Annotated in this window: 25 protein-coding genes, 1 tRNA gene and 1 other RNA gene; 14 read left to right on the top strand and 13 right to left on the bottom strand. The window is 61.7% G+C overall.

Going from position 1 to position 24,236, the window contains the following annotated elements:
* The first annotated feature begins 73 nt into the window (after positions 1 to 73).
* A complete protein-coding gene (locus JHD59_RS00435; protein WP_103320545.1) occupies positions 74 to 670 on the top strand; it encodes a LexA family transcriptional regulator in 597 nt (198 codons plus the stop codon).
* Positions 671 to 887: 217 nt separating this feature from the next.
* Positions 888 to 1,034: a hypothetical protein gene (locus JHD59_RS00430; RefSeq protein WP_169829033.1), complete on the top strand. Its 147-nt coding sequence runs from the start codon at positions 888 to 890 to the stop codon at positions 1,032 to 1,034.
* A gap of 68 nt (positions 1,035 to 1,102) precedes the next feature.
* On the opposite strand, the gene JHD59_RS00425 is transcribed toward JHD59_RS00430, so the two are convergent.
* Together JHD59_RS00425 and JHD59_RS00420 are read right to left on the bottom strand one after the other, a co-directional pair.
* Positions 1,103 to 2,635, bottom strand: a complete 1,533-nt coding sequence (locus JHD59_RS00425; protein ID WP_199152724.1) for a mechanosensitive ion channel family protein — start codon at positions 2,633 to 2,635, stop codon at positions 1,103 to 1,105.
* Positions 2,636 to 2,841: 206 nt separating this feature from the next.
* A complete protein-coding gene (locus JHD59_RS00420) occupies positions 2,842 to 3,789 on the bottom strand; it encodes a tRNA-dihydrouridine synthase (protein ID WP_199152723.1) in 948 nt (315 codons plus the stop codon).
* A 70-nt stretch (positions 3,790 to 3,859) separates the two neighbouring features.
* On the opposite strand from JHD59_RS00420, the gene JHD59_RS00415 reads away from it, so the two are divergent.
* The 9 genes from JHD59_RS00415 to JHD59_RS00375 all read left to right on the top strand — a co-directional run bounded on the left by JHD59_RS00415 (position 3,860) and on the right by JHD59_RS00375 (position 11,869).
* Entirely contained in the window at positions 3,860 to 4,315 is a 456-nt protein-coding gene (locus JHD59_RS00415; RefSeq protein WP_103320542.1) for an N-acetyltransferase, read from the top strand.
* Positions 4,316 to 4,373: 58 nt separating this feature from the next.
* A complete protein-coding gene (locus tag JHD59_RS00410; protein WP_103320541.1) occupies positions 4,374 to 4,589 on the top strand; it encodes a DUF1653 domain-containing protein in 216 nt (71 codons plus the stop codon).
* 7 nt (positions 4,590 to 4,596) lie between these two features.
* The gene (locus JHD59_RS00405; protein ID WP_199152722.1) at positions 4,597 to 5,529 is read left to right on the top strand and encodes a histone deacetylase; all 933 of its coding nucleotides are present in this window, start codon (positions 4,597 to 4,599) and stop codon (positions 5,527 to 5,529) included.
* A 10-nt stretch (positions 5,530 to 5,539) separates the two neighbouring features.
* Positions 5,540 to 6,073: a peptide-methionine (S)-S-oxide reductase MsrA gene (msrA, locus tag JHD59_RS00400; RefSeq protein WP_199152721.1), complete on the top strand. Its 534-nt coding sequence runs from the start codon at positions 5,540 to 5,542 to the stop codon at positions 6,071 to 6,073.
* 89 nt (positions 6,074 to 6,162) lie between these two features.
* Entirely contained in the window at positions 6,163 to 8,433 is a 2,271-nt protein-coding gene (locus JHD59_RS00395) for an ATP-binding protein (protein WP_199152720.1), read from the top strand.
* Positions 8,433 to 9,101 (top strand): response regulator transcription factor, encoded by a 669-nt coding sequence (locus JHD59_RS00390; protein WP_103320537.1) that lies wholly within the window; start codon positions 8,433 to 8,435, stop codon positions 9,099 to 9,101. Before JHD59_RS00395 ends, JHD59_RS00390 begins: the two co-directional genes overlap by 1 nt.
* A gap of 9 nt (positions 9,102 to 9,110) precedes the next feature.
* Complete coding sequence (locus JHD59_RS00385; protein WP_103320536.1) at positions 9,111 to 9,986, top strand: NAD kinase; 876 nt, start codon at positions 9,111 to 9,113, stop codon at positions 9,984 to 9,986.
* Between the two features lie 17 nt (positions 9,987 to 10,003).
* Positions 10,004 to 11,674, top strand: a complete 1,671-nt coding sequence (gene recN / locus JHD59_RS00380) for a DNA repair protein RecN (RefSeq protein ID WP_199152719.1) — start codon at positions 10,004 to 10,006, stop codon at positions 11,672 to 11,674.
* Between the two features lie 107 nt (positions 11,675 to 11,781).
* Positions 11,782 to 11,869 (top strand) — tRNA-Ser (locus JHD59_RS00375).
* A gap of 145 nt (positions 11,870 to 12,014) precedes the next feature.
* Here the strand turns inward: JHD59_RS00375 and JHD59_RS00370 are convergent.
* From JHD59_RS00370 to JHD59_RS00350, 5 genes are all read right to left on the bottom strand, one after another.
* Complete coding sequence (locus JHD59_RS00370; RefSeq protein ID WP_199152718.1) at positions 12,015 to 12,308, bottom strand: type I restriction-modification enzyme R subunit C-terminal domain-containing protein; 294 nt, start codon at positions 12,306 to 12,308, stop codon at positions 12,015 to 12,017.
* Positions 12,309 to 12,408: 100 nt separating this feature from the next.
* On the bottom strand, positions 12,409 to 13,746 hold the full coding sequence (locus JHD59_RS00365; protein WP_233163815.1) for a DUF6538 domain-containing protein: 1,338 nt from the start codon (positions 13,744 to 13,746) through the stop codon (positions 12,409 to 12,411).
* Positions 13,747 to 13,818: 72 nt separating this feature from the next.
* Positions 13,819 to 14,183, bottom strand: a transfer-messenger RNA (tmRNA) gene (ssrA, locus tag JHD59_RS00360).
* 69 nt (positions 14,184 to 14,252) lie between these two features.
* Entirely contained in the window at positions 14,253 to 14,870 is a 618-nt protein-coding gene (gene ribA, locus JHD59_RS00355) for a GTP cyclohydrolase II (protein ID WP_199152716.1), read from the bottom strand.
* Positions 14,871 to 14,930: 60 nt separating this feature from the next.
* Positions 14,931 to 15,653 carry a GAF domain-containing protein gene (locus JHD59_RS00350; RefSeq protein WP_071110535.1) on the bottom strand — a complete coding sequence of 241 codons (723 nt, stop codon included), beginning with the start codon at positions 15,651 to 15,653 and terminating at the stop codon, positions 14,931 to 14,933.
* A gap of 107 nt (positions 15,654 to 15,760) precedes the next feature.
* On the opposite strand from JHD59_RS00350, the gene JHD59_RS00345 reads away from it, so the two are divergent.
* Entirely contained in the window at positions 15,761 to 16,834 is a 1,074-nt protein-coding gene (locus JHD59_RS00345; RefSeq protein WP_199152715.1) for a hypothetical protein, read from the top strand.
* Between the two features lie 52 nt (positions 16,835 to 16,886).
* On the opposite strand, the gene JHD59_RS00340 is transcribed toward JHD59_RS00345, so the two are convergent.
* From JHD59_RS00340 to JHD59_RS00330, 3 genes are all read right to left on the bottom strand, one after another.
* The gene (locus JHD59_RS00340; RefSeq protein ID WP_199152714.1) at positions 16,887 to 17,096 is read right to left on the bottom strand and encodes a hypothetical protein; all 210 of its coding nucleotides are present in this window, start codon (positions 17,094 to 17,096) and stop codon (positions 16,887 to 16,889) included.
* Positions 17,097 to 17,226: 130 nt separating this feature from the next.
* A complete protein-coding gene (locus JHD59_RS00335) occupies positions 17,227 to 19,839 on the bottom strand; it encodes a M9 family metallopeptidase N-terminal domain-containing protein (protein ID WP_199152713.1) in 2,613 nt (870 codons plus the stop codon).
* Positions 19,840 to 20,022: 183 nt separating this feature from the next.
* Positions 20,023 to 20,220 (bottom strand): hypothetical protein, encoded by a 198-nt coding sequence (locus tag JHD59_RS00330; protein ID WP_103320507.1) that lies wholly within the window; start codon positions 20,218 to 20,220, stop codon positions 20,023 to 20,025.
* Here JHD59_RS00330 and JHD59_RS00325 point away from each other — a divergent pair.
* Positions 20,219 to 21,250, top strand: a complete 1,032-nt coding sequence (locus JHD59_RS00325; protein ID WP_103320505.1) for an acyltransferase — start codon at positions 20,219 to 20,221, stop codon at positions 21,248 to 21,250. The genes JHD59_RS00330 and JHD59_RS00325 overlap by 2 nt on opposite strands.
* 60 nt (positions 21,251 to 21,310) lie before the next feature.
* On the opposite strand, the gene hslO is transcribed toward JHD59_RS00325, so the two are convergent.
* The 3 genes from hslO to JHD59_RS00310 all read right to left on the bottom strand — a co-directional run bounded on the left by hslO (position 21,311) and on the right by JHD59_RS00310 (position 23,694).
* Positions 21,311 to 22,195: an Hsp33 family molecular chaperone HslO gene (gene hslO, locus JHD59_RS00320; RefSeq protein WP_199152712.1), complete on the bottom strand. Its 885-nt coding sequence runs from the start codon at positions 22,193 to 22,195 to the stop codon at positions 21,311 to 21,313.
* On the bottom strand, positions 22,192 to 22,782 hold the full coding sequence (locus JHD59_RS00315; protein ID WP_103320638.1) for an MFS transporter: 591 nt from the start codon (positions 22,780 to 22,782) through the stop codon (positions 22,192 to 22,194). The genes hslO and JHD59_RS00315 overlap by 4 nt, the downstream gene beginning before the upstream one ends.
* A 138-nt stretch (positions 22,783 to 22,920) precedes the next feature.
* Positions 22,921 to 23,694 (bottom strand): ABC transporter substrate-binding protein, encoded by a 774-nt coding sequence (locus JHD59_RS00310; protein WP_103320500.1) that lies wholly within the window; start codon positions 23,692 to 23,694, stop codon positions 22,921 to 22,923.
* Positions 23,695 to 23,938: 244 nt separating this feature from the next.
* Here JHD59_RS00310 and JHD59_RS00305 point away from each other — a divergent pair, with 244 nt between their 5' ends.
* Positions 23,939 to 24,205 carry a hypothetical protein gene (locus tag JHD59_RS00305; protein ID WP_199152711.1) on the top strand — a complete coding sequence of 89 codons (267 nt, stop codon included), beginning with the start codon at positions 23,939 to 23,941 and terminating at the stop codon, positions 24,203 to 24,205.
* The last annotated feature ends 31 nt before the right edge of the window (positions 24,206 to 24,236 follow it).

Here is a 24,236-nt window from a genome sequence, read left to right as displayed (position 1 = left end):
CTTTCCCTTCCTGCAAGCCAGCATGTCGGACGCGATCCTTGCAATTCCATTTGATATTGTACAAAATCAAATCATGGAAACCGACAAACCCAATCAGCACGGGGGCAAACGCTCAGGCGCCGGCCGCAAGTCCGCCTTCGGCGGCGACAAAACCGTCGCCGTCCGCGTGCCGGAGCCGCTGCGCGGCATTCTGCAGCAATGGCTGGAAGATTATCGCAGCTGGCGCACCGTCAACAGCGAACAAGCCTTCGACTTCCGCACCCTGGGCGCGCAGTTGAGCGAGCTGTCGCTGCCGCTGTTCGCCGGCAGCGTGCCGGCCGGCTCGCCGGTGGCGGCGGACGACATGAAGGAAGCCGACATCGACCTGAACACGCATCTGGTGAGCCGCCCGGGCGACACCTTCATGGTGCGAGTCAAGGGCGATTCGATGCAGGGCGCCGGCATCCATGATGGCGACCTGCTGCTGGTGGAGCGCGTCAGCGAACCGCGCAACGGCAAAGTGGTGGTGGCCGCGCTCAATGGCGAACTCACTGTAAAGCGGCTGGAGCGCAGCCCGAATGGCCTGCGGCTGCTGCCGGAAAATCCGGCCTATCAGCCGATAACCGTGCCGGAAGACGCATCGTTTCATATCTGGGGCGTGGTGACCAATGTCATCCACAAAGTCGACTAATCGTCGCCAATCACGCCTCGCAGCGCATGCCAGCCAAGAATGCGCAACCCAGGATCAGGGCGTGCGAAGAGCGGCTAACAAAAATCAGTTTCACAGCTGAGGCAAGTCGGCGCAACTCAGCATCAGGATTTTTGTTAGCGGCTCGAAGCCGCGCCAAGCAGCAAGCATATGTACAGCTCGTTGTTTTGTCAGCTCAAGCAAAAACAGGAGATCTTCCATGGGAAAGCACAGCGATCACATCAAGATGAAGTTCAACGACTGGAAGCGTCTGCCGCGCCCTTATCGCGCCATGATAGAAGGCCAACCCCAGGTGCTGACCAGCCGCACCGGCCGCCATGTGTTTGTGCCGGTGCAGTTTGTCTGAACATCGCCAGGCCGGAAGTCCTGGCGAATGACAAGGCGCGGCTCAGGAATGGCAGGCGGAAGGACGAGTCAATGCTTGTTCAGCCCGAAGAAATTGCGGATGCGCTCCACCAGTTCGCCGCCATGCGGCACCCCCTCGGTCTCGTCCAATAGGGCTTCCGGCATTTTCCTGCGTCGCTCCTCCAGCCGTTCCGCCAGAATCGACGAAATCGTCTCGGCCAATTCCTTGCGCGAGACCAGGATGGCCTGAAACGCCTCCTTGTCCAGCCTCAGGCACTCTACATTGGAACGGGCGATCACCGTGCCGCTGCGCGACTCGCCGGTCATCAAGCCCATCTCGCCAAAGAAGCTGCCGGCTTTCAACACATCCACCAGCTTGCGCCGGCCATCGGGCAACGTCACCCACACCTCCACCTCGCCGGACAGCATGATGTACAGCCAGTGCGCCACCGCCCCCTGATGCATGATGATATCGCCGGTGACAAACGGCGTGAATTTCAAGCGGTCGGCCAGGATCACCATCTCTTCATCGTTCAGGCCCGACAGCAACTCCACCTTGCGCAGCGCCAGCACCCGCTCCTCCAGGTGGCGCTTCATCCGCGCTTCGATGTACTTCTCGTTTTCCTTGATCGTCAGCACGTTATAGAACGGCGAGGCCATTCGCAGATTATGCCGGCGCAGGGCCGCGTCGATGTGGGTGCGCACGATGGAGTCGGTATAGTCGTCCGCCGACAGATCGGTCAGCCAATAGCGCACCGCATAGCGGCTGAAGCCGTTTTCAAAGCCCATCAGGATGCAATTCGGCTCCGGCGACTCCGCCACGCCCGGCAGCTGGGCCTCGCGCAAGGAATGCTCCACCACGCTGATGATCTGCGTCGGCAGCGTCTCCCAATTGATATTGAACCAGACCCAGCGCCGCCACTGCCTGGCGGCGCCATGGCGCTTGCCGAGGATGGAAAAGTGGTTCTTCACCAGCACGCTGTTGGGAATCACCACGGTTTCCCAGTTGCGCGTTTCCAGAATGGTGGCGCGCCAATTGATTTCGACCACCCGCCCGATCAGATCGCCAGCCTTGACCCAATCGCCGATATCGACGGAGTTGTCAAACTGCAAGGTCAGTCCGGCCAGGAGATTGCCCAGCGTATCCTGCATGGAAAAGGCCAGCACCGCGGTGATGACGGCCGACGTGGTGACGATGTGGCTTAGATCCAGCCCGGCCAGGCGCAATAACACCAAGCCCCAACCGACATAGCCTATGGTCACGACGATGTCTTCGAGAATCCGCGACGGATGCAATCTGAGGATAGGAATCAGCAGGCGGAACAGCAGCATGGCCCATACGCGGATCAGCGCCAGCCCCACCACCACGACCGCCGTCTGGCGCAGCACTTGGCCGACGACGCCTGCTGGATTGAAGTTGATCAGCAACAGGCAAAACAGCGCGATTCCCATGGAGCGCGCGACGCGTGTGCGGCTATCGTGGCGCAAGGCATAGAGCAGCGCGGCGAACAAGGCCGTCACGCCGACAAACAAGGCCAGCGATCCATGCCAGGCAATGGACATCAGGCTTTCCAGCCAGCCGACCGCAGGGAGGGATTCCATGTATTTTCCGTCACGACTTTTCTTTTATTAATAGTTCATGACAGAGTACAAAAAAAATCCCTCCCGTTTTAAGGGAGGGTGCAAGGTATCGGGGAAGTGTAAGTTCCGCAGCCAGGCGGCCAGCAGAATTTACAACGTTGCGCTTATACCAAAGCACAACGCCATTTGATGTTATCAACAACATCCCGCTGGCGATATGAGTATATCTACTTACCCAATTTTGCCTTTAGAATATCCTCAATCTTTTCAGCCTCTTGCTCGCGCCGCACGTGCTCAAACAGCTCCGCCGCCTCCGGCCAGCTGCGCTTAAGCAAGCCGAGCCACTGCTTCAGCCGCGCCGCCGGATAACGGTTCTCTGCGGACTTCTGCCAACATTGGCAGAAAAAGTCCTCCACCCATGGCAGCATATCCGCCCAGGCCATAGGCTGCGCCGGCCCGCCGGCGATGATGCGCGCCGCCAGATCCGGACAGGCCACCAGGCCACGGCCTATCATCACCGTGCCGCAGCCGCTTTCCGCGCGGATCGCCCGATAGTCGTCCAAGGTCCAGACCTCGCCATTGGCGATCACCGGAATCGTCAGCGCCTCGCGGATGCGGGCAATCCAATCCCAATGCGCCGGCGGCTTGTAGCCCTCCACCTTGGTGCGGCCATGCACCGTCAATTCGTCGGCGCCGGCGCTGGCAATAGCCTGCGCGCACTCCAGCGCCCGGCTCTTGTCCTCGTAGCCCAGCCGCATCTTGGCGGTGACGGGGATGTCGGCCGGCACCGCGCGCCGGGTGGCGGCGACGATCTGATGCAGCAGTTCCGGCTCATTCAGCAACACCGCGCCGCCACGGTGACGGTTGACAGTCGGCGCGGGACAGCCGAAATTCAAATCAACCCCCGGCGCGCCCAGCGCGGCGGCCTTGGCGCCGTTTTCAGCCAGACAGGCAGGATCGGACCCCAGCAGTTGCACGCGAACCGGCACGCCGGCACGGGTCTTGCCGCCATGGGCCAGCTCCGGCGCCAGCCGCATGAAAGTGCGTGTGGGCAGCAGCACGGAAGTGACGCGGACGAATTCTGTGACGCACAAATCGATGCCGCCAATGCGGGTCAGCACATCGCGCATCACATCGTCGACCAGACCCTCCATGGGGGCGAGGACCAGCTTCATTGTCTAACCTGCTGAGAAAAAGGGCGTTATTGTAACCCAACACCAACACAAACATCAGGGAGATTGACCGATGCCCGCCTCCATCGCCATTGCCACTCCGGAATCCGTCTCGGACTGGTTGCCGCTGTTCACGGCCTATCTGGGCTTTTACCGCGTCAGCCACCCGGCTGAAGCCTGCCAGGACTATCTAAGCGAAAGACTGCGCCGCCGCCAGGCCGTGGCCTTCATCGCCAGCGAAAACGAACGGCCGCAGGGCTTTGCCTTGTTGTACACCGGCTTTTCCTCGCTGACGCTGAAACCCTGCTGGGTGCTGCACGACCTTTACGTCGCGCAAGAGGCGCGCGGCAGCGGCATCGGCGAGCTGCTGATCCAGCGCTGTCAACAGTACGCCCGTGACCTGGGCGGCGGCGAGATCATGCTGCAGACCGCGCACGACAATCAAACGGCGCAACAACTGTACGAACGCACCGGCTTTACCCTGGACCGGGATTTCCGGGTCTACTACTGGAACAGCGAGCATCCTTGACGCTGCCGCCCGGCTTGCGGCATCCTCGGCCCCCGTTCTACCCAACCAGGAGGCCAGCATGCCCGCTCCCGGCATCTATCAACATTTCCGCAATCGCCAGCTCTATCAGGTACTGGACGTCGCCATGCACACGGAAACCAATGAACCTATCGTGATGTACCGCGCGCTGTACGGCGAATACGGCCTGTGGGCGCGGCCGGCTGCGATGTTCACCGAAACGGTGGAGCACGAAGGCCGCGTTGTGCCGCGCTTTGCCTTGATCCAGCCTCTCTGAGCGCACGATGCGCCTCTACCGCACCGACCAGTTTCCGCTGCCGCTGCCGGCAGGCCACCGCTTCCCGGCGGAAAAATACCGGCTGCTGGCCGACAAGGTGGCGGCCTTCGCCGCGCCATGGATGGAGCCGGCGCCGGCCGCCACGCGGCAGGAACTGGCCCAAGCCCATGATCCGCACTACATAGAGGCCATGCTGAGCGGCACGCTCGATCCCAGGCTGCAACGTGAGATCGGCCTGCCGTGGTCGCCGGAGCTGGTCGAGCGCAGTCTGCGCTCGGTCGGCGCCACCATCGCCGCCAGCCGCTGCGCCCTGCTTGAGGGATGCGGCGTCAACTTGGCGGGCGGCACCCACCACGCCTCCCGCGCCAAGGGCAGCGGCTTCTGCGTATTCAACGACGTCGCCGTCGCCGCCATGCTGATGCTGAGCGAGGCGCGCGCGCGCCGCGTGCTGGTAGTGGATCTCGATGTGCATCAGGGCAACGGCACCGCGGCCATGACCGCGGACGAACCCCGCATCTACACCTTTTCCATGCACGGCGCGCGCAATTTCCCGTTCCGCCGCGAGGCCAGCACGCTGGACATCGACCTGCCGGACAATACGGACGACGCCGCCTATCTGGCCGCGCTGGCACAGGCCCTGCCGCAGGTGTTCGAGGCCTCCCGGCCCGATCTGGTGTTCTACCTGGCCGGCGCCGACCCCTACCACGGCGACCGGTTAGGCCGACTGGGCTTATCAAAGCAGGGCTTGGCGGAACGCGACCGCATGGTGCTGGATGCCTGCCGCCGCCATGATGCCGCGCTGGCCCTGACCATGGCCGGCGGCTACGCGGTTCCGATAGAAGACACCGTGACAATCCAGACGGAAACCGTCAGACTGGCCTGTGCCGCCTTTGGCGACGCAGAACTGCGCGGCGCGGCATCTCGAATCAATGGAAGCTGAAGGAGAAAACATGGAAAAAGCGGTTTTGGGCGGCGGCTGCTTCTGGTGCCTGGAAGCGGCTTTCGCGCCGCTGCGCGGCGTCGCCAACGTGGTATCCGGCTATTGCGGCGGCCAGGGTGCGAACCCCAGCTACAAACAGGTTTGCGGCGGCGCCACCGGTCATGTGGAAGTAGTGAGCGTCACCTTCGACCCGGCGGTCATCGATTACGCCACCCTGTTGCAAGTATTCTTCGCCGTGCATGACCCAACCACGCTGAACCGCCAGGGACACGACGTCGGCAGCCAGTACGCCTCGGTGATTTTCTGCCAGAACGACGCGCAGCGCGCCGTCGCAGTGGAAACCATGCGCCAGCTGGAGCAGGACGGCGTATTCGACGCGCCCATCGTCACCCGGCTGGAAGGCTCGGCCATATTCTACCCCGCAGAAGACTATCATCAGAATTACTATGCGCAAAACCAGCAGCAAAACTATTGCCAGCTGGTGATTTCGCCAAAACTGAGCAAGATTCGGCGAAAATTCTCGCATTTATTGCAAAACAGCTAGGCGCGATACCGGGCGGGGCCGGTATAATGGCGCGCGCTCAACCGCATTGACATTCCGCCCACATACTTGCCCCCACCGAAGCCAGAAGCATGCCAGACGTTGAAGTGCCCCGCTCCTCTGCCCTCTGCGCGCTGTCTACTCATCTGCAACTGCTGCGAGACGCCTCAGGCCGCAGCAAATGGCTGAGCGCCCTATGCTGGCTGCTGGCCTTCGGCATGCTGTTTGGCCACACCCTGCTGCAGGATATCCGGCAACAGCGCCAGGCATTCCACGAGACCGCCAGCCTGCTGCGGCAAAGCGCCGATCGCGCCTTGCGCGACAGCCTGCGCCTGCAGAACCAAGCGCAGGAGATCGCCGCCGCCGCGCCGCAGAATAGCCAGTCCCAAATCCGCGAACTGGCCCAGGCGGCTGCGCCAAACCAGCCGCAACTGTACTTCATCGGCTATCAGCCGCTGATCAGCCAGCCAGAACGCAAGCGCTTCGAACAACAACAGGCCCGCGCGCTGGGCAAGCCTTATCGCATACAGGACTACCTGCACGACCAGAACAACAGCTGGCGCAACCCGGCAGCCTGGCGCGAGGCGCCCGCCCGCCCCCGCTACCTGCCGCTGAGCATGGCGGAACCGGGGCTGGCCTCCCCGGACTGGCGCGAAATGGGCTTGGACCTGCTGGACGACAGCGTGCTGAGCGCCTCGATCCACCAAGCGCTGGGCCACATGCAAGCCATCTCCCCCACGCTGCGGCTCTACAATGGCGAACCCGGCGTTGCGCTATTTCAAACCGTATACCGCGTCGAGCCGCCCTCGCCGGTGCCCATGGTGCGGATAGAGCAGTCGGCCGGCGTGGTCATGCAGATTATTTATTTGAAACCGCTGCTGGCCTTGCCGGACGCCGCCGCCCAACGCTACACCGTGCAATTGCTGCGGCGCGATGGCGAAACGTCCGCTGCGCTGCCCTTGGCGCGGGAACGCCTGGCAAACGGCCTGGCCGAATGGCTCCCCACGCTGCAACGCCAGGACAGCCTGCCCGGCCTGCCATATGACCTGCTGCTGAGCCGGCAGCTGTGCTTTGAGCGCGCCACATTAGGCGAAGCCGCGCTATGCGGCTTGTTCGCCCTGCTGCCGGCCTATCTGCTGTGGCTGGCGCTGGCGCTGCTGGAACAGCAACGCCGCGCCCGCGAACGCAGCCAGGACGATATCTACCGCGAACGCGAATACGCCAGCGTCGCCTTGCGCAGCATCGGCGACGCCGTCATCAGCATCGACACCCAGCAAATCATCCAGTACCTGAACCCGGCGGCGGAAATGCTGCTGGGCCTGCCCGCCGCCCAGGCGCTGCAGCGGCGTCTGCAGCAGGTTGCGCCGCTGCATTACGAGTTCTCGCGCCAGCCGGTGCGCGACCCCGTGGAACAAGCCGTAGCCACGCTGCAAGTGGTATACCTGGCGCAAAACTGCTACCTGAAGCGGCGCGGCGGCGAAAAGCTGCTGGTAGAAGGTTCAGTGTCGCCGCTGCTCGGCCGCAACGGCCAGTTGATCGGCACCGTGCTGACCTTCCGCGACACGGCGCCGATCCGGCGCCGCATGCTGGCCGCGCTCGAGGCAAGCGAGACCCGCCTGCGCCAGCATGAGATGGAACTCGCCCGCGTTGCGCGCATCAACACCATGGGCGAAATGGCCTCGGGCATCGCCCACGAGATCAACCAACCGCTGTCGGCCATCATGAGCTATTGCCAGGCCGCGCTGAGCCTGCTGGATGACGACGAAACCGATATGGCCATGCTGCGCCGCGCCCTTACCTCGTCGGTCAACCAGGCCGACCGCGCCGGCCGCATCATCCACCGCCTGCGCGAATTCGTCACCCGCAAAAACCAGCAGCTGGTGCCGTTGCAGCTCAATCAGGCCGTGCACAATGCGCTATCGCTGCTGGATTACGAACTGCATGATCACGACATCCATATCGAGCAAAACTTCGCACATGAGTTGCCGTTGGTATACGCTGACACTATCCAGCTTGAACAAGTGGTGCTGAATTTGGCCCGCAATGCGGTAGAAGCCATGGAGCAGACCCGCCCCTGGGGACGGTTGAGCATCACCACCCGCAAACAGGGAGACCGGGTGCAGCTGATCATAGGCGACAATGGCTGCGGCATTCCCCCGGACACGCTGGACCGGATCTTCGACCCGTTTTTCAGCACCAAGCCAAACGGCATGGGCCTGGGTCTGGCCATCTGCCAGACAGCGATCGAAGCCTTTGGCGGCAAGCTGATCGCCGGCAACAAACCCGGCTCGGGAGCGGAGTTCATCATCGACCTGCCATGCGCCGCAAGCTGCGTGGCGGCACCATCCGGAGTAGAAGCCTGATGCAAAATACCACCCCTACCGTTTTCATCGTCGACGACGATCCCGCCGTGCTGGATTCGCTCGCCATGCTGATCACCGCGCAGGGCATGCGCACTGTCAGCTATCCCAATGCGATGGAATTCCTCGATGCGTACCAAGGCAACCAGATTTGCTGCCTGGTGCTGGACATCCGCATGCCGCAGATCACCGGCCTGGCGCTGCAGGAACAGTTGATCGAGCGCGACATCAACATCCCCATCGTCTTCATCACCGGCCATGGCGACATCGAACAATGCCGGCGCGCCTTCCAGACCGGCGCCATCGACTTCCTGACCAAGCCGATAGACCAGAACCGGCTGATCTCCAGCCTGCGCCGCGGCATCCGCATCAGCATCCAGCAGCACCAGCAGGAAGAGGAAACCCAGGAGGTCATGAGCCAGCTGGCCCGCATCAGCGGCCGCGAGCGCGAAGTGCTGGAGCTGGTGGCGGATGGCCTGTCCAGCAAGGAAATCGCGCGCGAACTGGACCTGTCGCCGCGCACCATCGAGGTTCACCGCGCCAACCTGTTCAGCAAGCTTGGCGTCGATTCCCTGGCCGACTTGGTGCGTTTCTACCTCAAGGCGCTGGAGGCCACCGGCAAAAAACGCAGCGACGACGTTTTTTTCAACGAACCGCCGCCAAACCAGTAAAATCGTCGCATGCAAAGACTGTTCAAACACATTTGTCTAGTAGCGCGCCACAGCAAGCCCGGCATCACGCCCGCATTGCTGCAGCTGGCTGATCACTTGGCTGCCGGCGGCGCCACGGTGCTGATCGACAAGGACAGCATCGCCGCGGACGAGGCCGGCGGCCACGCGCTGATCGACCGCAACGACATGGGCAAGCTGGCCGATCTGTGCATCGTGCTGGGCGGCGACGGCACCATGCTGTCCATCGCCCGCCTATTGGCGCCGTACCGCGTGCCGCTGGTCGGCATCAACCAGGGCCGGCTGGGCTTCATGACCGACATCCCGCTGCACGAGATGCTGGATTCGATAGACGCCATCCTGCTCGGCAAATTCGTGCCGGAAGACCGCATCCTGCTGCAAGCCGCAGTCATCCGCGAGGACGCCGAGGTCGCCAGCGCGCTGGCTTTCAACGACGTGGTGTTCAGCCGCGGCGCGGTGGGGTCGATGATCGAATTCGAAGTGTTCATCGACAACCAATTCGTCTACAGCCAGCGTTCGGACGGCCTGATCGTATCCACCCCCACCGGCTCCACCGCCTACTCGCTGGCGTCCGGCGGCCCCATCCTGCACCCCACGCTGCAGGCCATCGCCCTGGTGCCGATCTGCCCGCAATCGCTGTCCAATCGGCCGATTGCCGTCAACGACTCCTGCGAGGTGGAATTCATGCTCACCCGCGGGCTGGACGCGCGCGTGCACTTCGACGGCCAGCTGCACTGCGACCTGATGGAAATGGACCGAGTGCTGATCCGCCGCTACCGCAATCCGCTGCGCATCCTGCACCCCGAGGGCTACAACTACTACGACATGCTGCGCCACAAGCTGCACTGGGGCGAACGGCTGATCTAACCGGCACACCACACACCATGCTTCTCTCGCTGACCGTAAAAGACTTCGTCATCGTCGACAGCATCGCGCTGGACTTCACCCCCGGCTTCACCGTGCTCACCGGCGAAACCGGGGCCGGCAAGTCCATCATGCTGGATGCGCTGGGCCTGTTGCTGGGCGACCGCGCCGAAGGCGCCCAAGTGCGCGAAGGCGCCGAGCGCGCCGAAATCACCGCTGAATTCTCCATCGCCCAACGGCCGGAAGTGGACGCCTGGCTGGCGGAAAACGAGCTGGCCGGCGACGAAGGCATACTGCTGCTGCGCCGGCTGATCGACCGCAACGGCCGCTCCAAGAGCTTCGTCAACGGCCAGGCCGCCACCCTGGCCCAGTTGAAACAGCTGGGCGAATTCCTGGTGGACATCCACGGCCAGCACGCGCATCAGTCGCTGATGAAGAGCGAAACCCAGCGCCAGCTGCTGGACGCCTACGCCGGCTCCACCGCCTTGGCGCGCGATGTGCACAAGGCCTGGCAAGAATGGCAGGCCGCGCGCCAGGCCCGGCAGGACGCCGAACGGCTGTCGCGCGAATCGGAAGTGGAGCGCGAACGCCTGACCTGGCAGATCGGCGAGCTGAGCGAACTCAATCTGCAACCGGACGAGTGGGTGGTGCTGAGCCAAAGCCACACCCGGCTCGCCAACTCTGCCGAACTGGTGCAAAGCGCCCTGCAGGCGGTGGACGTTCTGTCTGAGAACGACGATAGCTGCCTGAGCCAACTGGCGCATGTGCAGAACCGCCTGTCCAAGCTGTCGAATCTGGACCCTAGGCTGGCCGACACGCTGTCCCTGCTGGATTCGGTAGACGCCGAACTGCGCGAAGTGGTGTACAGCCTGCGCGACTACGCCAGCGACATCGATCAGGACCCAAGCCAGCTGGTTGAAATGGAACGCCGACTGGACCTGTTGATGAGCACCGCCCGCAAGTACCGCGTGCAGCCGGCCGACTTGGCCGACAAACTGGCGGACTGGCAGCAGCAACTGGCCGCGCTGGAAGCCAGCGTGGACGTGGAAGCGCTGAGCGTGGCCGAATCCGCCAGCCTGGCGCGCTATCGCACGCTGGCCGAGGCGCTGTCCGGCAAGCGCCGCCAAGCCGCCAGCGAGCTGTCCGAACGCATCTCCGGCGAAATGCAAAAGCTGGCCATGGGCGGCGCCCGCTTCGCCATCGAACTGTCCGCCCTGGCCGAGCCCGGCGCGCACGGCATGGAGTCCATCGAATACCTGGTGGCGGCCAATGCCGGCACCAGCCTGCGCCCCCTGGCTAAGGTGGCCTCCGGCGGCGAGCTGTCTCGGATCAGCCTGGCGATGCAGGTGGTGATCAGCCAGGTGGCCAGCGTGCCCACGCTGATCTTCGACGAAGTGGACGTCGGCATCGGCGGCCGCGTGGCGGAGGTCATCGGCCACATGCTGCGCGATCTGGGCCAACGCTACCAAGTGCTGTGCATCACCCACCTGCCCCAGGTGGCCTCCTGCGGCAAGAACCATTGGCAGGTCAGCAAGCGCGAGCACAAAGGCCAGGTGCTCAGCCGCATCGCGCCGCTGGACGCCGAGCAGCGCGTGCTGGAAATCGCCCGCATGCTGGGCGGCGCCGAACTGACCCAAACCACGCGCGAACACGCGGCGGAAATGCTGGCAGCCAACGCGGCTGCCCTCTAGCCAAGCGCGGCGATTCCAGTTAGAATTGCCGCCTCTTACCGATTCCGCAACTAGGCAAAGCGAGTTTCATGCCATGGTTTTGGACAAATCGGCGGATTTGATATTTTGGAGGTTTGGGTGAGTGGTTTAAACCAGCAGTCTTGAAAACTGCCGACGGGCAACCGTCCGTGGGTTCGAATCCCACAGCCTCCGCCAATACAAAAGGCCCGGACATCTCGTCCGGGCCTTTGCCATTCCCTCTACGACGGCAAGCACGCCACCATCCAATTAACTACACACAAAAATTTCCCCTGCAATCTTGCTTGTGTGTGTATACATTCAGGCGGATTGACTGCGACATCTACCCCGCCGCCTTCTGCTTGATGTCGCCCAGCACGGCGATGGTGCGCTGGACCGTCGCTGCCGGGAAAATCGCCATTGGCCCGGTCGCGCTCACGTTGGTAAACGGTGACTCGAACAAACGGCTCGGCTCCATCACGCCGTTTTCGGTCAGCTCGCGGACTATCAGTTGGATGAACTCAATCTGGCTGGCCGTGGCGGTGGAAGAAGATGCCTTGAGAAACTCGTCAAAGGCCTGGTTGCGGCGCAGCCGCAGCAAGGACAAATACTGTCGATTTGACTGGCTTTGTTGCATAACTAATTTTTGTGCCACTGCACGGCAAAAAAGTTAGAGAAAATTGCTGACTTATGTGTGAAATTTTCCACCAAAAATCTCTCGCATTTTGGCATGATTTTTAGTTATGCAACAAAGCCCCATCCACCTGAACAATATCTTTATATCGAAGCGATGCCAGCTCATTGACACGCGCACCTGTGTAATAAGCCAGCACGGGCATCCAGTACATGAACGGCTTTGGCGTTTGATCACGCTTTCTAGGATCAACACACTTATGGTCGGAAATCGCCTTAAACAAGCGCTGCACATCCTCTAGCGTGAAAGGCTGCCTTGCACTGCTCGCCAACCCCTTTTCTTCACGCCCCAACCCCTCTGCGAGATTTCGCAGTATCAAACCATTCTGAGCCGCCCATTTGCAGACTGTGGAAAGCCTGTCAGTGTGTTTGTTTCTGGTCCTGATACTCAGCACATCCTTGCTGTCCAGCTTCTTGCCTTCAACGGCCATTTCAAGCGGCGTATAGCCCGGATATCGCTTTGTGCCATTGCTTGGGTAGGTATCTAGTAGTTCAGCCACCTTCAAGAAATCCTGCCGCGTCAGCGCACTTGCAGGGACATTCTCAGGCAACCATCCCGTTAATGTCCTATAGATTGCTGCATTCTCCAACTCGGTCTTGTCCGTCCATTTCCCTTTGAGCTTCTGTTCTTTGCTGTACATCTCGACCAGTTCAGCGAATGTCGGACCATCAGCAGCTACAGCATCAACATGCCCTTTTACAGCCCCTCCAAGCCCCTTTGACGGTCCGCTTGCACCCTCGGCAGACACAAGACTAGCTATACCCGAAAGCCCCTCAGACAGCCTTAAAAGCGGCTTGCTGTCATGCTTATCAATCTTTGCGGCAGCAGCATCAAGCAGCTCTAAACCGGCTTCCAGCTTCATGAAATCCCCTGGCGTCCCTGAGCCTTCTGATATCAGGGTTTTCAAGTCCTGTTTGCGCAGCATGATCAGCTCAGAAACATCGCCTGACGACAGCCCCAAATCTTCCCGCAAGACTTCCTTTGCTTCATTTCGAAGCCATTGGATGATTTCTTGAGGCGTGGAAGGTATCTCATCCAATACCGCCTTCAGGTCCACAAGCTCAAGCTGCGCCCGGCTCTCTCCTGCTTCAAAGACCAACTGGCTGAACTGCTCATCGCTCATACGCATCCGTACAGAAACTCCTGTCATCTTAGGTAGTAATCGGTAGCTTATTTTACGTGATAGCCCCTTGGCTGTCCGTTTGTCGCCTGTGCGCAGGCTGAAATTGATCTCTCCCAAGCCGGGAACAACTTGCCGGAAATAGTAGGTGGAGCGTCGAAGGTAGATATGAGAGGCGAACTCATCAGGCCCATATCGATAGTTGGAACCAATGAATTCTGAATTTTGGATAGAAAAAGCCCCTACAGGTCTTTGGTGCACTTTGGTACACTCTGGACATGTAAGGGCTTGATTCACTGAGGAAATGCTATCACTCAATGAGTTATGACATGTTGGTGGAGGCGGCGGGAATCGAACCCGCGTCCGGAAATCCTCTACAGTGAGTTCTACATACTTAGTCGTGTCATTTGGATTTAACCGCTGCCACGCCGACGGACAGGCTGGACTTTGGCGAGTTACCTATTGTTTCGCACTGTGCCAAGTAACCCGGCACAGCACTAGCAGATGTAGAGTGACACTACAGGGTTTTGACGCCCCCGGCCCATCTGCGAACCGTTGTAGTGTCTAGCCGGCCGTTAGGCTGCTAGAGCGTAAGTTTCGTCGTTTGCGACTATATAAATTCAGCGTTTTACGGGGTGACTGAAATCCCGGTATGCCCTCATCTGCTTCGCAACCCCCGTCGAAACCAGGTCGCCCCCAGATAGGAATGCTTATTATATTACAACTATCATCGCTTGGCGAGCCTTCGCATGGCTCGCCCATCCACCTTACTTGAACAGCATATGCCCCAACTTGGCGGCCTTGGTGTCCAGGTAACGGTCGTTATACGGATTGCGCCCCACCTGCAAGGGCACGTGCTCCACCACGCTGATGCCGGCCGCCTGCAAGGTGGCCAGCTTGCGCGGATTGTTGGTCATCACCCTGACGCTGCCTATGCCCAGATGTTCCAGCATATGGCGGGCGATGCGGAAGTCGCGCATGTCGGCCGGGAAACCCAGCTGTTCGTTGGCTTCCACAGTATCCGCGCCGCCGTCCTGCAGCTTGTAGGCGCGGATCTTGTTGATCAGGCCGATGCCGCGGCCTTCCTGGCGCAGGTACAGCAACGCGCCGCGCCCGGCCTTGCTGATGGCCTCCATCGCCGCTTCGAGCTGGAAGCCGCAATCGCAGCGCAGGGAGAACAGCGCGTCGCCGGTCAGGCATTCGGAATGCAGCCGCGCCAGCACCGGCTGGCCATCCGCCACCTCGCCCAGCGTCAACGCCACATGCTCCTGGCCGCTTTCCTCCTCGAAACCATGCATGGTGAACTCGCCCCATGGCGTGGGCAGCTGGCAGCTGGCGATATAACGGATGACTGGCTCAGGAACGGACTGCTGATGCGACGACATGACTTCTCCAACACTGAGGGGCGCAACGGAAAAAGGCCGGCAAGGCGGCCTGAATGGACTTTAGTTGGGGAGCGATTCCTCATTTTCAAGCGGCGGCAGCTTGACCAGCAGCTGCGGCAGCACCACGGCCAGCGCGGCCAGCCATACCAAGCGCTCCGGCGTGAAGTGGCCGGTCTGGAAGGATTCGGCGTCGATGATGCCCAGCACATTGTCGTCGCTGCCCAGCACCGGCAGGCAGACTTCGCTCTTCACCTTGGGGTCGCACTCGTAGTAGCCGCCGCCTTCGGCGCGCCACTGCGCCACATCGTCCACCAATACAGCCCAGCCGGTCAGGCCGACGCGGCTGTTGTTGCTGTGCTCGGCAAATGCTTCGGTCAGCGGAAATTCCGCCCGGCTTTCCAGCCCTTGATAAGCCAGCTTGACCAGCACGGCGTTGTTGCCGGCGCCAATCTTGCGGTAGATGCCCAGCCAGTCGGCGCCTATCTTGTTGTTGACCGAATCCAGCAGCGCATGCAGATTGACCAGCGCGGCGGTCGTGTCGGCGGTTTCCGCGCCCAAGATCACGCGCAGGTCGTAAGGCGTTTCATCCAACTCGTCGATCAGCGAGCAGCTGCCGCCCTCGCCCAGCTTGGGCACCTGATAGCGATACAGATCGCGGCGCGGCGCCGGCTTGTTAACGGCAATCACCGCCTGCAACGTCATCACCGCGATCTGCAGTTCCGTGACATCGAGTTTCAGGGCTTGTTCGCGCAGATAGTCGGTCAACTGGCTTGCGGGTATCATCAAGGGCGCTCCTGTGCTGCGGCGCGTCGTGCAACGCGCTTGAATTGCGAAACGCAACAGGATAACAAACCCGACCACGCTTCGCCATTTCGCCACTTTATATCGTAATGACCGCCATTCATACCCGCCAACCCGCGCTCATCATCAAAGCCGGCCGCTGCGCCCGGCAATTACTGCAAGACGGCCTGCGGCCGGATCAAGTTGCCATCCTGCCCGGCGCGGCCGGCGGCCCCAAAGCGGTGGGCATGACCGGGCTGGATCAGGCGGTGTTCCGCTGGCTGGAACAGGCGCCGCGCGAGCGCGATCTGGTGGGCGCATCGATCGGCGGCTGGCGCTTTGCCTGCGCCATGCAGCCAGACCCGGCAGCCGCGCTGGCTCGGCTGGCACAGCGCTACACCGAGGAAAGCTACCATCCAGGCGTCACCACAGCCCAGATCACCGCGCAAACCCGGCAGATGCTGCGGGATATCCTGGGCGAGGGCGGAATGGAGAACATCCTGAGCCATCCCCGCTACCGGCTCAGCCTGCTGCTGGTGCAATCGCACGGGCTGGCCAATCGCGAGGACAAGGCCGCGCTGTTGGCCGGGCTGGCCATGGCGGCGGCGTTGAACGCGCTGTCCCGCCCATTGATCCGTCACAGTTTCCACCGGGTGATCTGTCATGACGCGCGCAGCAGCCTGCGCTTCCAGCCGCAAGACGCCATCCCCACCCGCCTGCATGCCTTGCATGCGGACAATCTGGAAGCGGCTCTGATGGGCACGGTAGCCATCCCCGGCATCCTGCATGGCGTCCAGCTGCCGGACGCGCCGCAAGCCATCTACCGCGACGGCGGGCTGACCGATTACCACATCGACTTCCCCTTCGCCCACGGCGACGAGATCGCGCTGTATCCGCACTTCACCGACCGCATCGTGCCGGGCTGGTTCGACAAGACCTTGCCTTGGCGCAAACCCAGCGCGGCCAACCACGCCAACACCGTGCTGCTGGCGCCATCGCGGCAATACCTGGCTGCCCTGCCCGGCCGCAGGCTGCCGGATCGCAAGGATTTTCGCCGCTATTTGGGCCGGGACGAGTTGCGTCGCCAACACTGGCGCGCCGCCACCGCGGAGAGCCAACGCCTGGGCGACGCGTTTCTGGAGTGGCTGGAGAAGCCGGCCACCATTACGGTTCAACCTTTGTAAACAAGGAACAGCCGGGCATGCCCGGCTGCTCTGACCAAACCGCCTACGTCCTTCATTTCCGCCGCGTTTGCCGCCAGTCGCGCCACCGATGGCCAACCATGCCGCTTAGCCATTGCAGCGTATAAGCCAAGATAGCGCCCACGCCAATGGCGCGCACACACAAATGTCTATCATGCTCGGTCTGCACCTCTCCGCTCAGTGCATATATCCACAAGACCAGCACCACAATGTCAACCCCGCGCAGGCGGCTCCAGAATTTCATTCCCATTTCTCCTTGCTGTTCTCATCTCCGCATAACGCATATGCGCGCTCTGGGAGTGACAAAAGATTATGGTAGGCGGCAAAAAAGCCGGGCGAACCCGGCTTTGACTGATCTCAGGAACGAGCCGGCGTCAGCCCGCTTGCGCCCAGCACTGATCCTCCGGCACATTGCGCGGCGTGGCATTCAGCTCCACCACCACATCGCGGGACTGCGCGCCCTTGCTGACACGCACCGTCATCTTGTCGCCCACGCCGGGTTGATCGGCATCGCGGCGGTAGTTGAAGGCGCCCCACTCCGCCACCTGGGCGCGGCCCAATTGCGGGCCTTGCACCATCTGATAGCGCTCTACCCCGCCCACGCCCTGCAGCTGGCCGCGCAGGCAGCGCACCGGGCTGCCATAACTGGTCTTGGCCAATCCCAGCTCCCCCGGCTGCGGCTTGACGTCGCCCGCCGGACCCAGCGGCCCTTCGCAACGCAAAGCGGCGGTCTTGCGCTTGAAGTCGTAGTCGGTGGCGGCGCAATTGGCGGCAAGCAGATTATTCAGGCCGCCGGTTTTCACCAGGCTCTGCAAGGCGCCGTCCAGCACGCGGTCCAGCTCCTGCCGCGCCTGGGTGGTATTGGCCGCGCTAAGCGGCAGCGACCCCGTGCACTCGAAACGGCGCAGCGCGCTATCCTTGCCGTCCGCCCATACCTGGCAGCCTACCGGCAGCGAGCGGCGCATCGCCGCCTCTACGGCGGCGGCGTCGCCGGTTTGCCATTTATCGGCAGCCAACCAGTCAACGCCTTCCGTGGTGGAGGTATTGCCCAGTGGCCCGGCCTGAGCCAACTTCACTTGCTGGTCGACATAGCTGCGGAAACCGGACACCAAGGCGGCATCGCCGCCCATGTCGCGCACCAGCGCGTCGAAGCGCTTGACGTCGTCCGCGCGCAAGGCCGACAGGATGTCGGCGATTTTGCCCGGCTGCTGCTGGTTCAGATAATAAAACCACAGCGCGGAATGGCTGTAGAAATCCCAGCCGTCGCTGTAGCTGGAGCGCATGATGCGGGACGGCTCCAGGAAGCTGCCCGGCCAACCGCCCGCCACCACATCCACCACATGGCCGCGCACCTTGATGCCGTCGCGCGAGGTGCTCCAGGCCATGAACTCGGCAAAGCCTTCGTCGTACCACGGCATGCGGCGATCGTCGCGGTAGAACTCTGACGTGCCCCACATGCCGGGCTGGATGAAGCGGCCGGACAGATAATGCACATACTCGTGGCGCACCAGCTCCTCCAACGTCAGATAGCTTTCCTTCGGCACTTCGCGCTGGAAGGTGTAGAAGGTGCCGTCTTTTTCGATGTAGATGCCGCCGTTATCGGTGGACAGATCGTTCAGCAGACCCTGGAAGCGCTGGTAGTCGGTCTTGGTGCCGTAGATCACCATGCGCAGCTTGGCGTTGCCGTCATCTGGGACCGGATTGCTGGTGCCGGCCACGCGGAACAGCTGGGTCTGCACCTGTTTCATGGCGTAATACAGCGGCTCGACATCAGCCAGACTCAGCGGCGTTTCGAATACCAGATTGCCGTTATCGAAGCTCCAGCGATTGGGGAACAGATGCGCGCGCAGCTCCTGCTCGGCCTGGCAGATGCCATAGCGCTCGCAAGGCGTCTTGCCCATCTTCTTCAAGGCATACACGGCCTCGGCCCAGGCCGCGCCGTACTTCTCCCCCTTCAGATGCTGCGCCACCGCCGTCTCCGCTTGCGGCGCGGTGCGCGGATACTGCATGAAGCGGCCGGTTTCGCGCAGCGTGTTCAGGAACATCTGCTCGTCGGCAAAGGCCGATTGGCCGGCGCGGGTCAGCCCTGCCAGGCTGGCCACCAGGCCATCCAGCTGCCCCTGCTCCACCTTCTGCGCAAAGTCCGGCTGGTAGTGCATATTGAACAGCAGGGTCTGCATCGGGTGCAGCGCGAAACGGGCCCAATTGTCCTTGACTGCTGCGTTGTAACGGCCGAAGAAACGGCCCAGCAACGGCAGCGCATAATCGGCCTTGCGCACCGAGTCGGCCAGGATCATGGTTTCCGCCACGCTCTGCCGCGCGTCCCGCTCGCGATACCAGCTATCGGCATCGCCGCTGCCATCCAGCGCCTTGACATTCCACAGCGCGGCATTGGCCGCCATCGCTTCCACCACCTGCATTACCGGCTGATCCACCGCCGGGCCGTAATCGCCCACCTCCTGGGCATGGCTGTATTGCAGGAAATAGCCGGCCTTCAGGAACACCGCCAGCGGCCACAAACCATTGGCGTTTTGGCCGCCCCAATTGGCCGCGCGCGTTCGCGCTTCGGCCGCCGCCAGCTTCATATTGGCCGGCGATACCGCGCGGTAGCTCAGCGCGTCCGCCTGGAACAAGCGGTTGACGCAAGTGCCGTCCACGCTGGCCACATAGCGCACCAAGTCCTGGCCGGACAGCTGGCCGAACTTGGCTTCATCGCAGTTGGCATACTGCGGCGCAAGCAGCTTGCCGCGGGCCGCCGCCCGCGCCGACTGGCCTTGCGGACCTTGAACCCGTGCGGGCGGCTGGGCGCTGCCCTCCGCCGGCGCTGCCGGCGGCAAGCCATGCGGATAGTCCGGCTTTTCCGACAAGGCGGGAGAGTGCGAGGAGTAGCGCGCAGCGGGCTGATTGGCCTGCGGCGCCGGCTGACTGGAAGACCGCTGCTGGCCGCCGTCGGTGGCCACGCAAGCGGATAAGGCGATTGCGATCACGGAAAGCCCCCAGGCCCGATACCGGCGGGGAGATAGATTTGTTTTCATTGACTCATCCATTTTGATGAAATGACGAAAGGCTATTGCAATTCGCCGGACGAATCATAATGGATGAGATCGATATTGAATATTGTGTTTAAGGCCAGGTATTAATCTTAAACAATTAAATAAAAGCGGTAATTTTCACGAATGGCGGATTTTCCGCAATAATCCGCTCATCCGCCGGGTCTTTTCTCTGGAGTTGATATTGCGCAAGCTTGCCGGCGCTGACTGCTCAATGGTGGAACTCCGGATTCTTTCAATCAGTCCATTTGGGATGCTGTCGCCTTGCGCGACTGCCTTGAGCCGCCTTCGCCAACCCATTTCAGCCATCGCCTCCATGAGAATATCCAGCCTCGATTGCACCCGCGTCATCGCCATCGCCGCCATCATGGCCTTGCATGTCGCGCCGTTCGCCAGTCCGTTCAATCCCGCCCCCTGGGCCGCCGCGCCCTATGCCTGGATTGCCGATTTCATCAATCAGGCCGGCCGTTTCGCGGTGCCGTTCTTCTTTCTGTGCGCCGGCTATTTCGTGCAACCCAAGCTTTCGGCCGAAACCCTGGCGCCGGCCTTGCGTTATTGCCGCCCCATTTTGCTGCTGTGGGTGCTATGGAGCCTGATCTACGCCTTTTTGCCGATGGATCTGCCCGCCGTTCTGGACAAGGGTTACGTCCAGGGCATGCAAGGCCAATGGGGCATGCTGCTGGCTCATCCTCTGGATCTGCTGCTGGTGGGCGGCATGCTGCATCTGTGGTTTCTGCCAGCCTTGATGCTGGCGGTGCTGATGATTGCCGGCGCGCATCGGCTGCGATGGGAAAACGGACTCCTGCCGCTGGCTATCGCGCTGTACCTGATCGGCCTGGCCGGCGGCTCCTACGCCAAGCTGCTGGACATCCAGTGGGATTTCAACACCCGCAACGGTCCATTCTTCGCGCTGCCGCTTGTGCTGGCTGGCGTCCTGCTCCGGCAAACCGGCCGCCGGCTGGGCGACAAGGCGGCAATCGGCCTGATGCTGGGCGGCATGCTGTTGTACCTTGTCGAGCTGTGGGGGCTGAACCGCTACGCGCAGAGCGGCTTCCGCGGCCACGATTTCCTGCTGGGTTCTCTGCCTTGGGCGCTGGGCCTGTTCTGGTTGCTGTTGAACCACCCGCAATGGGGGCGCGATTCCTGGCTGGAAAAACAGGCGCCCAATGTCCTGGGCATCTACTGCCTGCACATGTATTTCGTGGCGGTGATGCTGATCGGCACTCCGGGCGTGGTTTCCATCGCCTGGGAAGCCGCCAAGCTGCCGCTGCTATTGATCCTGGTGGCGGTCAGCATGTGGACGCTGTCCCGCGCACCAGCGCTCAAGGTGCTGGTCCGCAAAGCCTGACGCGGACAAAGAATGCAAAAAAAGCCGCTTTACGCGGCTTTTTGCGGTGGACGGCTGAGATCAGTGACGCGCTTCGCGCACTGCCGCCACCACGTCGTAATCAAACAGCTGGTTGATGTCGTCTTCGTCGAACACGTAATGCTGGTTGCAGTAATCGCAGACGATTTCCACGCTGCCCTGCTCCACCATCACTTCGCCGACTTCCTGGCCGCCCAGCATGGTCAGCATATTGCTGACGCGCTCGCGCGAGCAATTGCAGCTGAAACTGACGCCTTCCTGCTCGAACACGCGCACCTCTTCCTCATGGAACAGGCGGTGCAGGATGTCCTCGGCGCCCAGGCCGAGCAGTTCATCCGCCTTCAACGTGCGGCCCAGCGTCTGGATGCGGTTCCAGCCTTCGGCTTCGCCGTGGCCTTCCGGCAGGCGCTGCAACAGCATGCCGGCGGCGGTGCTGTCGTTGCTGGCCAATACCAGGGCGGTGTCCAGCTGCTCGGAACGCAGCATGTAGTTTTCCAGCATCTGGCCGACGGAGTCGCCCTCCAGCGCCACAATGCCTTGCCAGGTCTGGTTCTTGTCCAGGCGCGGCTCCAGCGTCAGCACAAATTTGCCGCCCTCGCCCAGGAGTTCGCTCAGCGGCTTATTCGCGAGCTCGCCGTCCCATTTGGCCGTGGCGCGCACGGTGCGATCGTTGTTGCACTCCACCACCGCCAGCTTCAGCGCGCCGGTGCCGTGGATTTGCAGAATCAGCGTGCCATCGAATTTCAGATTGGCGGCCATCAGCACCGAGGCGGCCATCATCTCGCCCAGCACGGTTTTCAAAACCGGCGGATAGGCGCGGCGGCTCAGCACCTGCTGCCAGGCGCCGTCCAGCCTCACCAGCGCGCCGCGGACCGGCGCGCCGTCAAACAGGAATCGTTGCAGTTTGTCGTGTTGGTTCATGCTCATGCTTCCTTGGCCGCGGCGGCGGCCAGTTCAACGGTATAGACGGTCATCGGCAGCGAGGAGCTGACGTCGAATTCGCAGCCGGCGCGCACGCCGATCTCGGCGATTTCCTTGGCCGTCAGGTCCTGGTCGTACACCGCGTACATCGCCCCCATGGCGAACTTGCGGCCGGAGCCTATCGCCCAGACGCGGGAGAACTCATAGATCTCGCGCATCGGATAGACGCCGAAAATGCCGTGCCGATTGGCGATCACCACCATCATCTGGCTGGATTCGTACGGATCTTCCTCGTCCTCTTCCGGCCGCAGATAGAAGGCGTCCTTCAATTTGGGATGCAGCTTGCGGAAGGTTTCAAAAATGCCTTGGCGGCTGCTCAGATCCTTCTTTTTCAGATCGGCCAGCGCGCCTTTCAGCACCAGATCGTGCGCGGCGGAACCGGACACCGCCAGATAGCTGTCGCCATGCTGGAAGATCTTGTCATGGAAACAATCGTACGGCGCCAGCAGTTTCTGGTCGTCGCCGAAAGTCGTCTGGCTGTCTGCGGCAATAGCGATCTGATTGCCCTTGCGTACGGCCACGATGGTTGTCATGCGGCTTACCTTGCTCTTGTTGCGGGCCATTCGGCCCCATCCGCTGACAGATAGGGGCGATTTGCGGTTTTTCCAGCCCGTGGCGAGCGCCAAAACCGCCAAATATACCACAGCGCCGCCTCCCGCTCCATGCCGCGCTCAGGGCTCTACGCCAACGCGCTCCACCTGCATTGGCGCGGCCGCGCCTGGCAGCCAGCGCTGATAAAGCTTGCGGAAGCTGCCGTCGCGCTTGAGATCGCGCAGCGTCTGCTCCCAAGCCAGAATGGTGGCGCGGTCGGTGCCGCGGGAAAAAGCCAGGTAGAGATCAATCTTCTCCAAAGGCTGCAGCAGCTCGATTTCCTGCACCGGCAGCCCGGCCTTGCGCATTACGTTGTCAACCACGCTGTCGCCCTCCGACCACATCGACACGCGACTGGCGTGCAACAGCAACGCGGACTGCACCGGGTCGGTGCTCTCCACGATATTCTTGAATCCATGCTGCTTGGCCACCGCCAGGAAAATGCTGCTGCGAAAAGCCGTCACCGGCTGCACCTGCAGCTTGTCTCCCAGGCGTCGCAGCGCCTCCGCCTCTCCCTTGCGACAATAGAGATTGATCTCCGACGCCGCCACCGGGCCAACCATGGTCATCAATTTTTCCCGCTCGGCCGTGCGGCCCAGCACAAACAGCAGCACATTGGGGCGATTCAGCAGAAAATTGTAGGCGCGCGCCCACGGCAGCAATTTCACCGGCTGGTCCTGATGCAGGCGATGCTGAATCTGGTTGACCAGATCCACCGCCATCCCCTTCACCTCGCCGCCGTCTTCAAAACTGATGGGCGGCCACTCATCGGTATAAATGGACAAAGGCTCCAAGGCGAGGGCGGGCGCCATCGCCCACAACAGGGCCAGGCCTGACAAGAGACGAATCAGCATGAAACGCTCATCCTTAATACGGGTTTTTCTCAGCATAATCGCCAGACACCCGTTCCGCCTCCTTCGAACTAACACGAATCAAAACTCCCGGCTAAGCCGCTGTTAAATCAGCACTTTTGTACAGGAATAGCGGTTCTTACTTATAAACAAGCGGCCTACAGACGGATATCATGCAATGGCAAAGTTCAGCCCGCCAATGCCTACAGGGCCAGGCGGAGACCCCCTTTTCGTAAAGGTGAGTGCCATGCTTGACAGCAAACTGGAACTGGATGAACCACTGGAATGCATTCTGCAACGTCCCTTGACCGGCTTTGAGAAACAACAACTCAAAGCCAAGCAGCAAATGCCCAGCAATGAGGCTTTTGAGGGCGATGAGGATGCCGCTGAAACCCACCCCATGCGCCGACGCCTGAAGGACATGGCGATAATGCAGGTGGTGCATGTTGACTATCCGCCGCATGAGAGCCGCAAAACGCTGATTGAGATTCCAATCGGCGCCAAAACCGCCTGAATCCGAAGCGCCAATCGAAAAGGCCCCATCT

Origin of the sequence: Chromobacterium sp. ASV23 (assembly GCF_016428945.1) — a bacterium.
GTDB lineage: Bacteria > Pseudomonadota > Gammaproteobacteria > Burkholderiales > Chromobacteriaceae > Chromobacterium > Chromobacterium sinusclupearum.
Note: the sequence above shows the minus strand (reverse complement) of the source record. Positions and strands in the feature narration are given on the sequence as shown.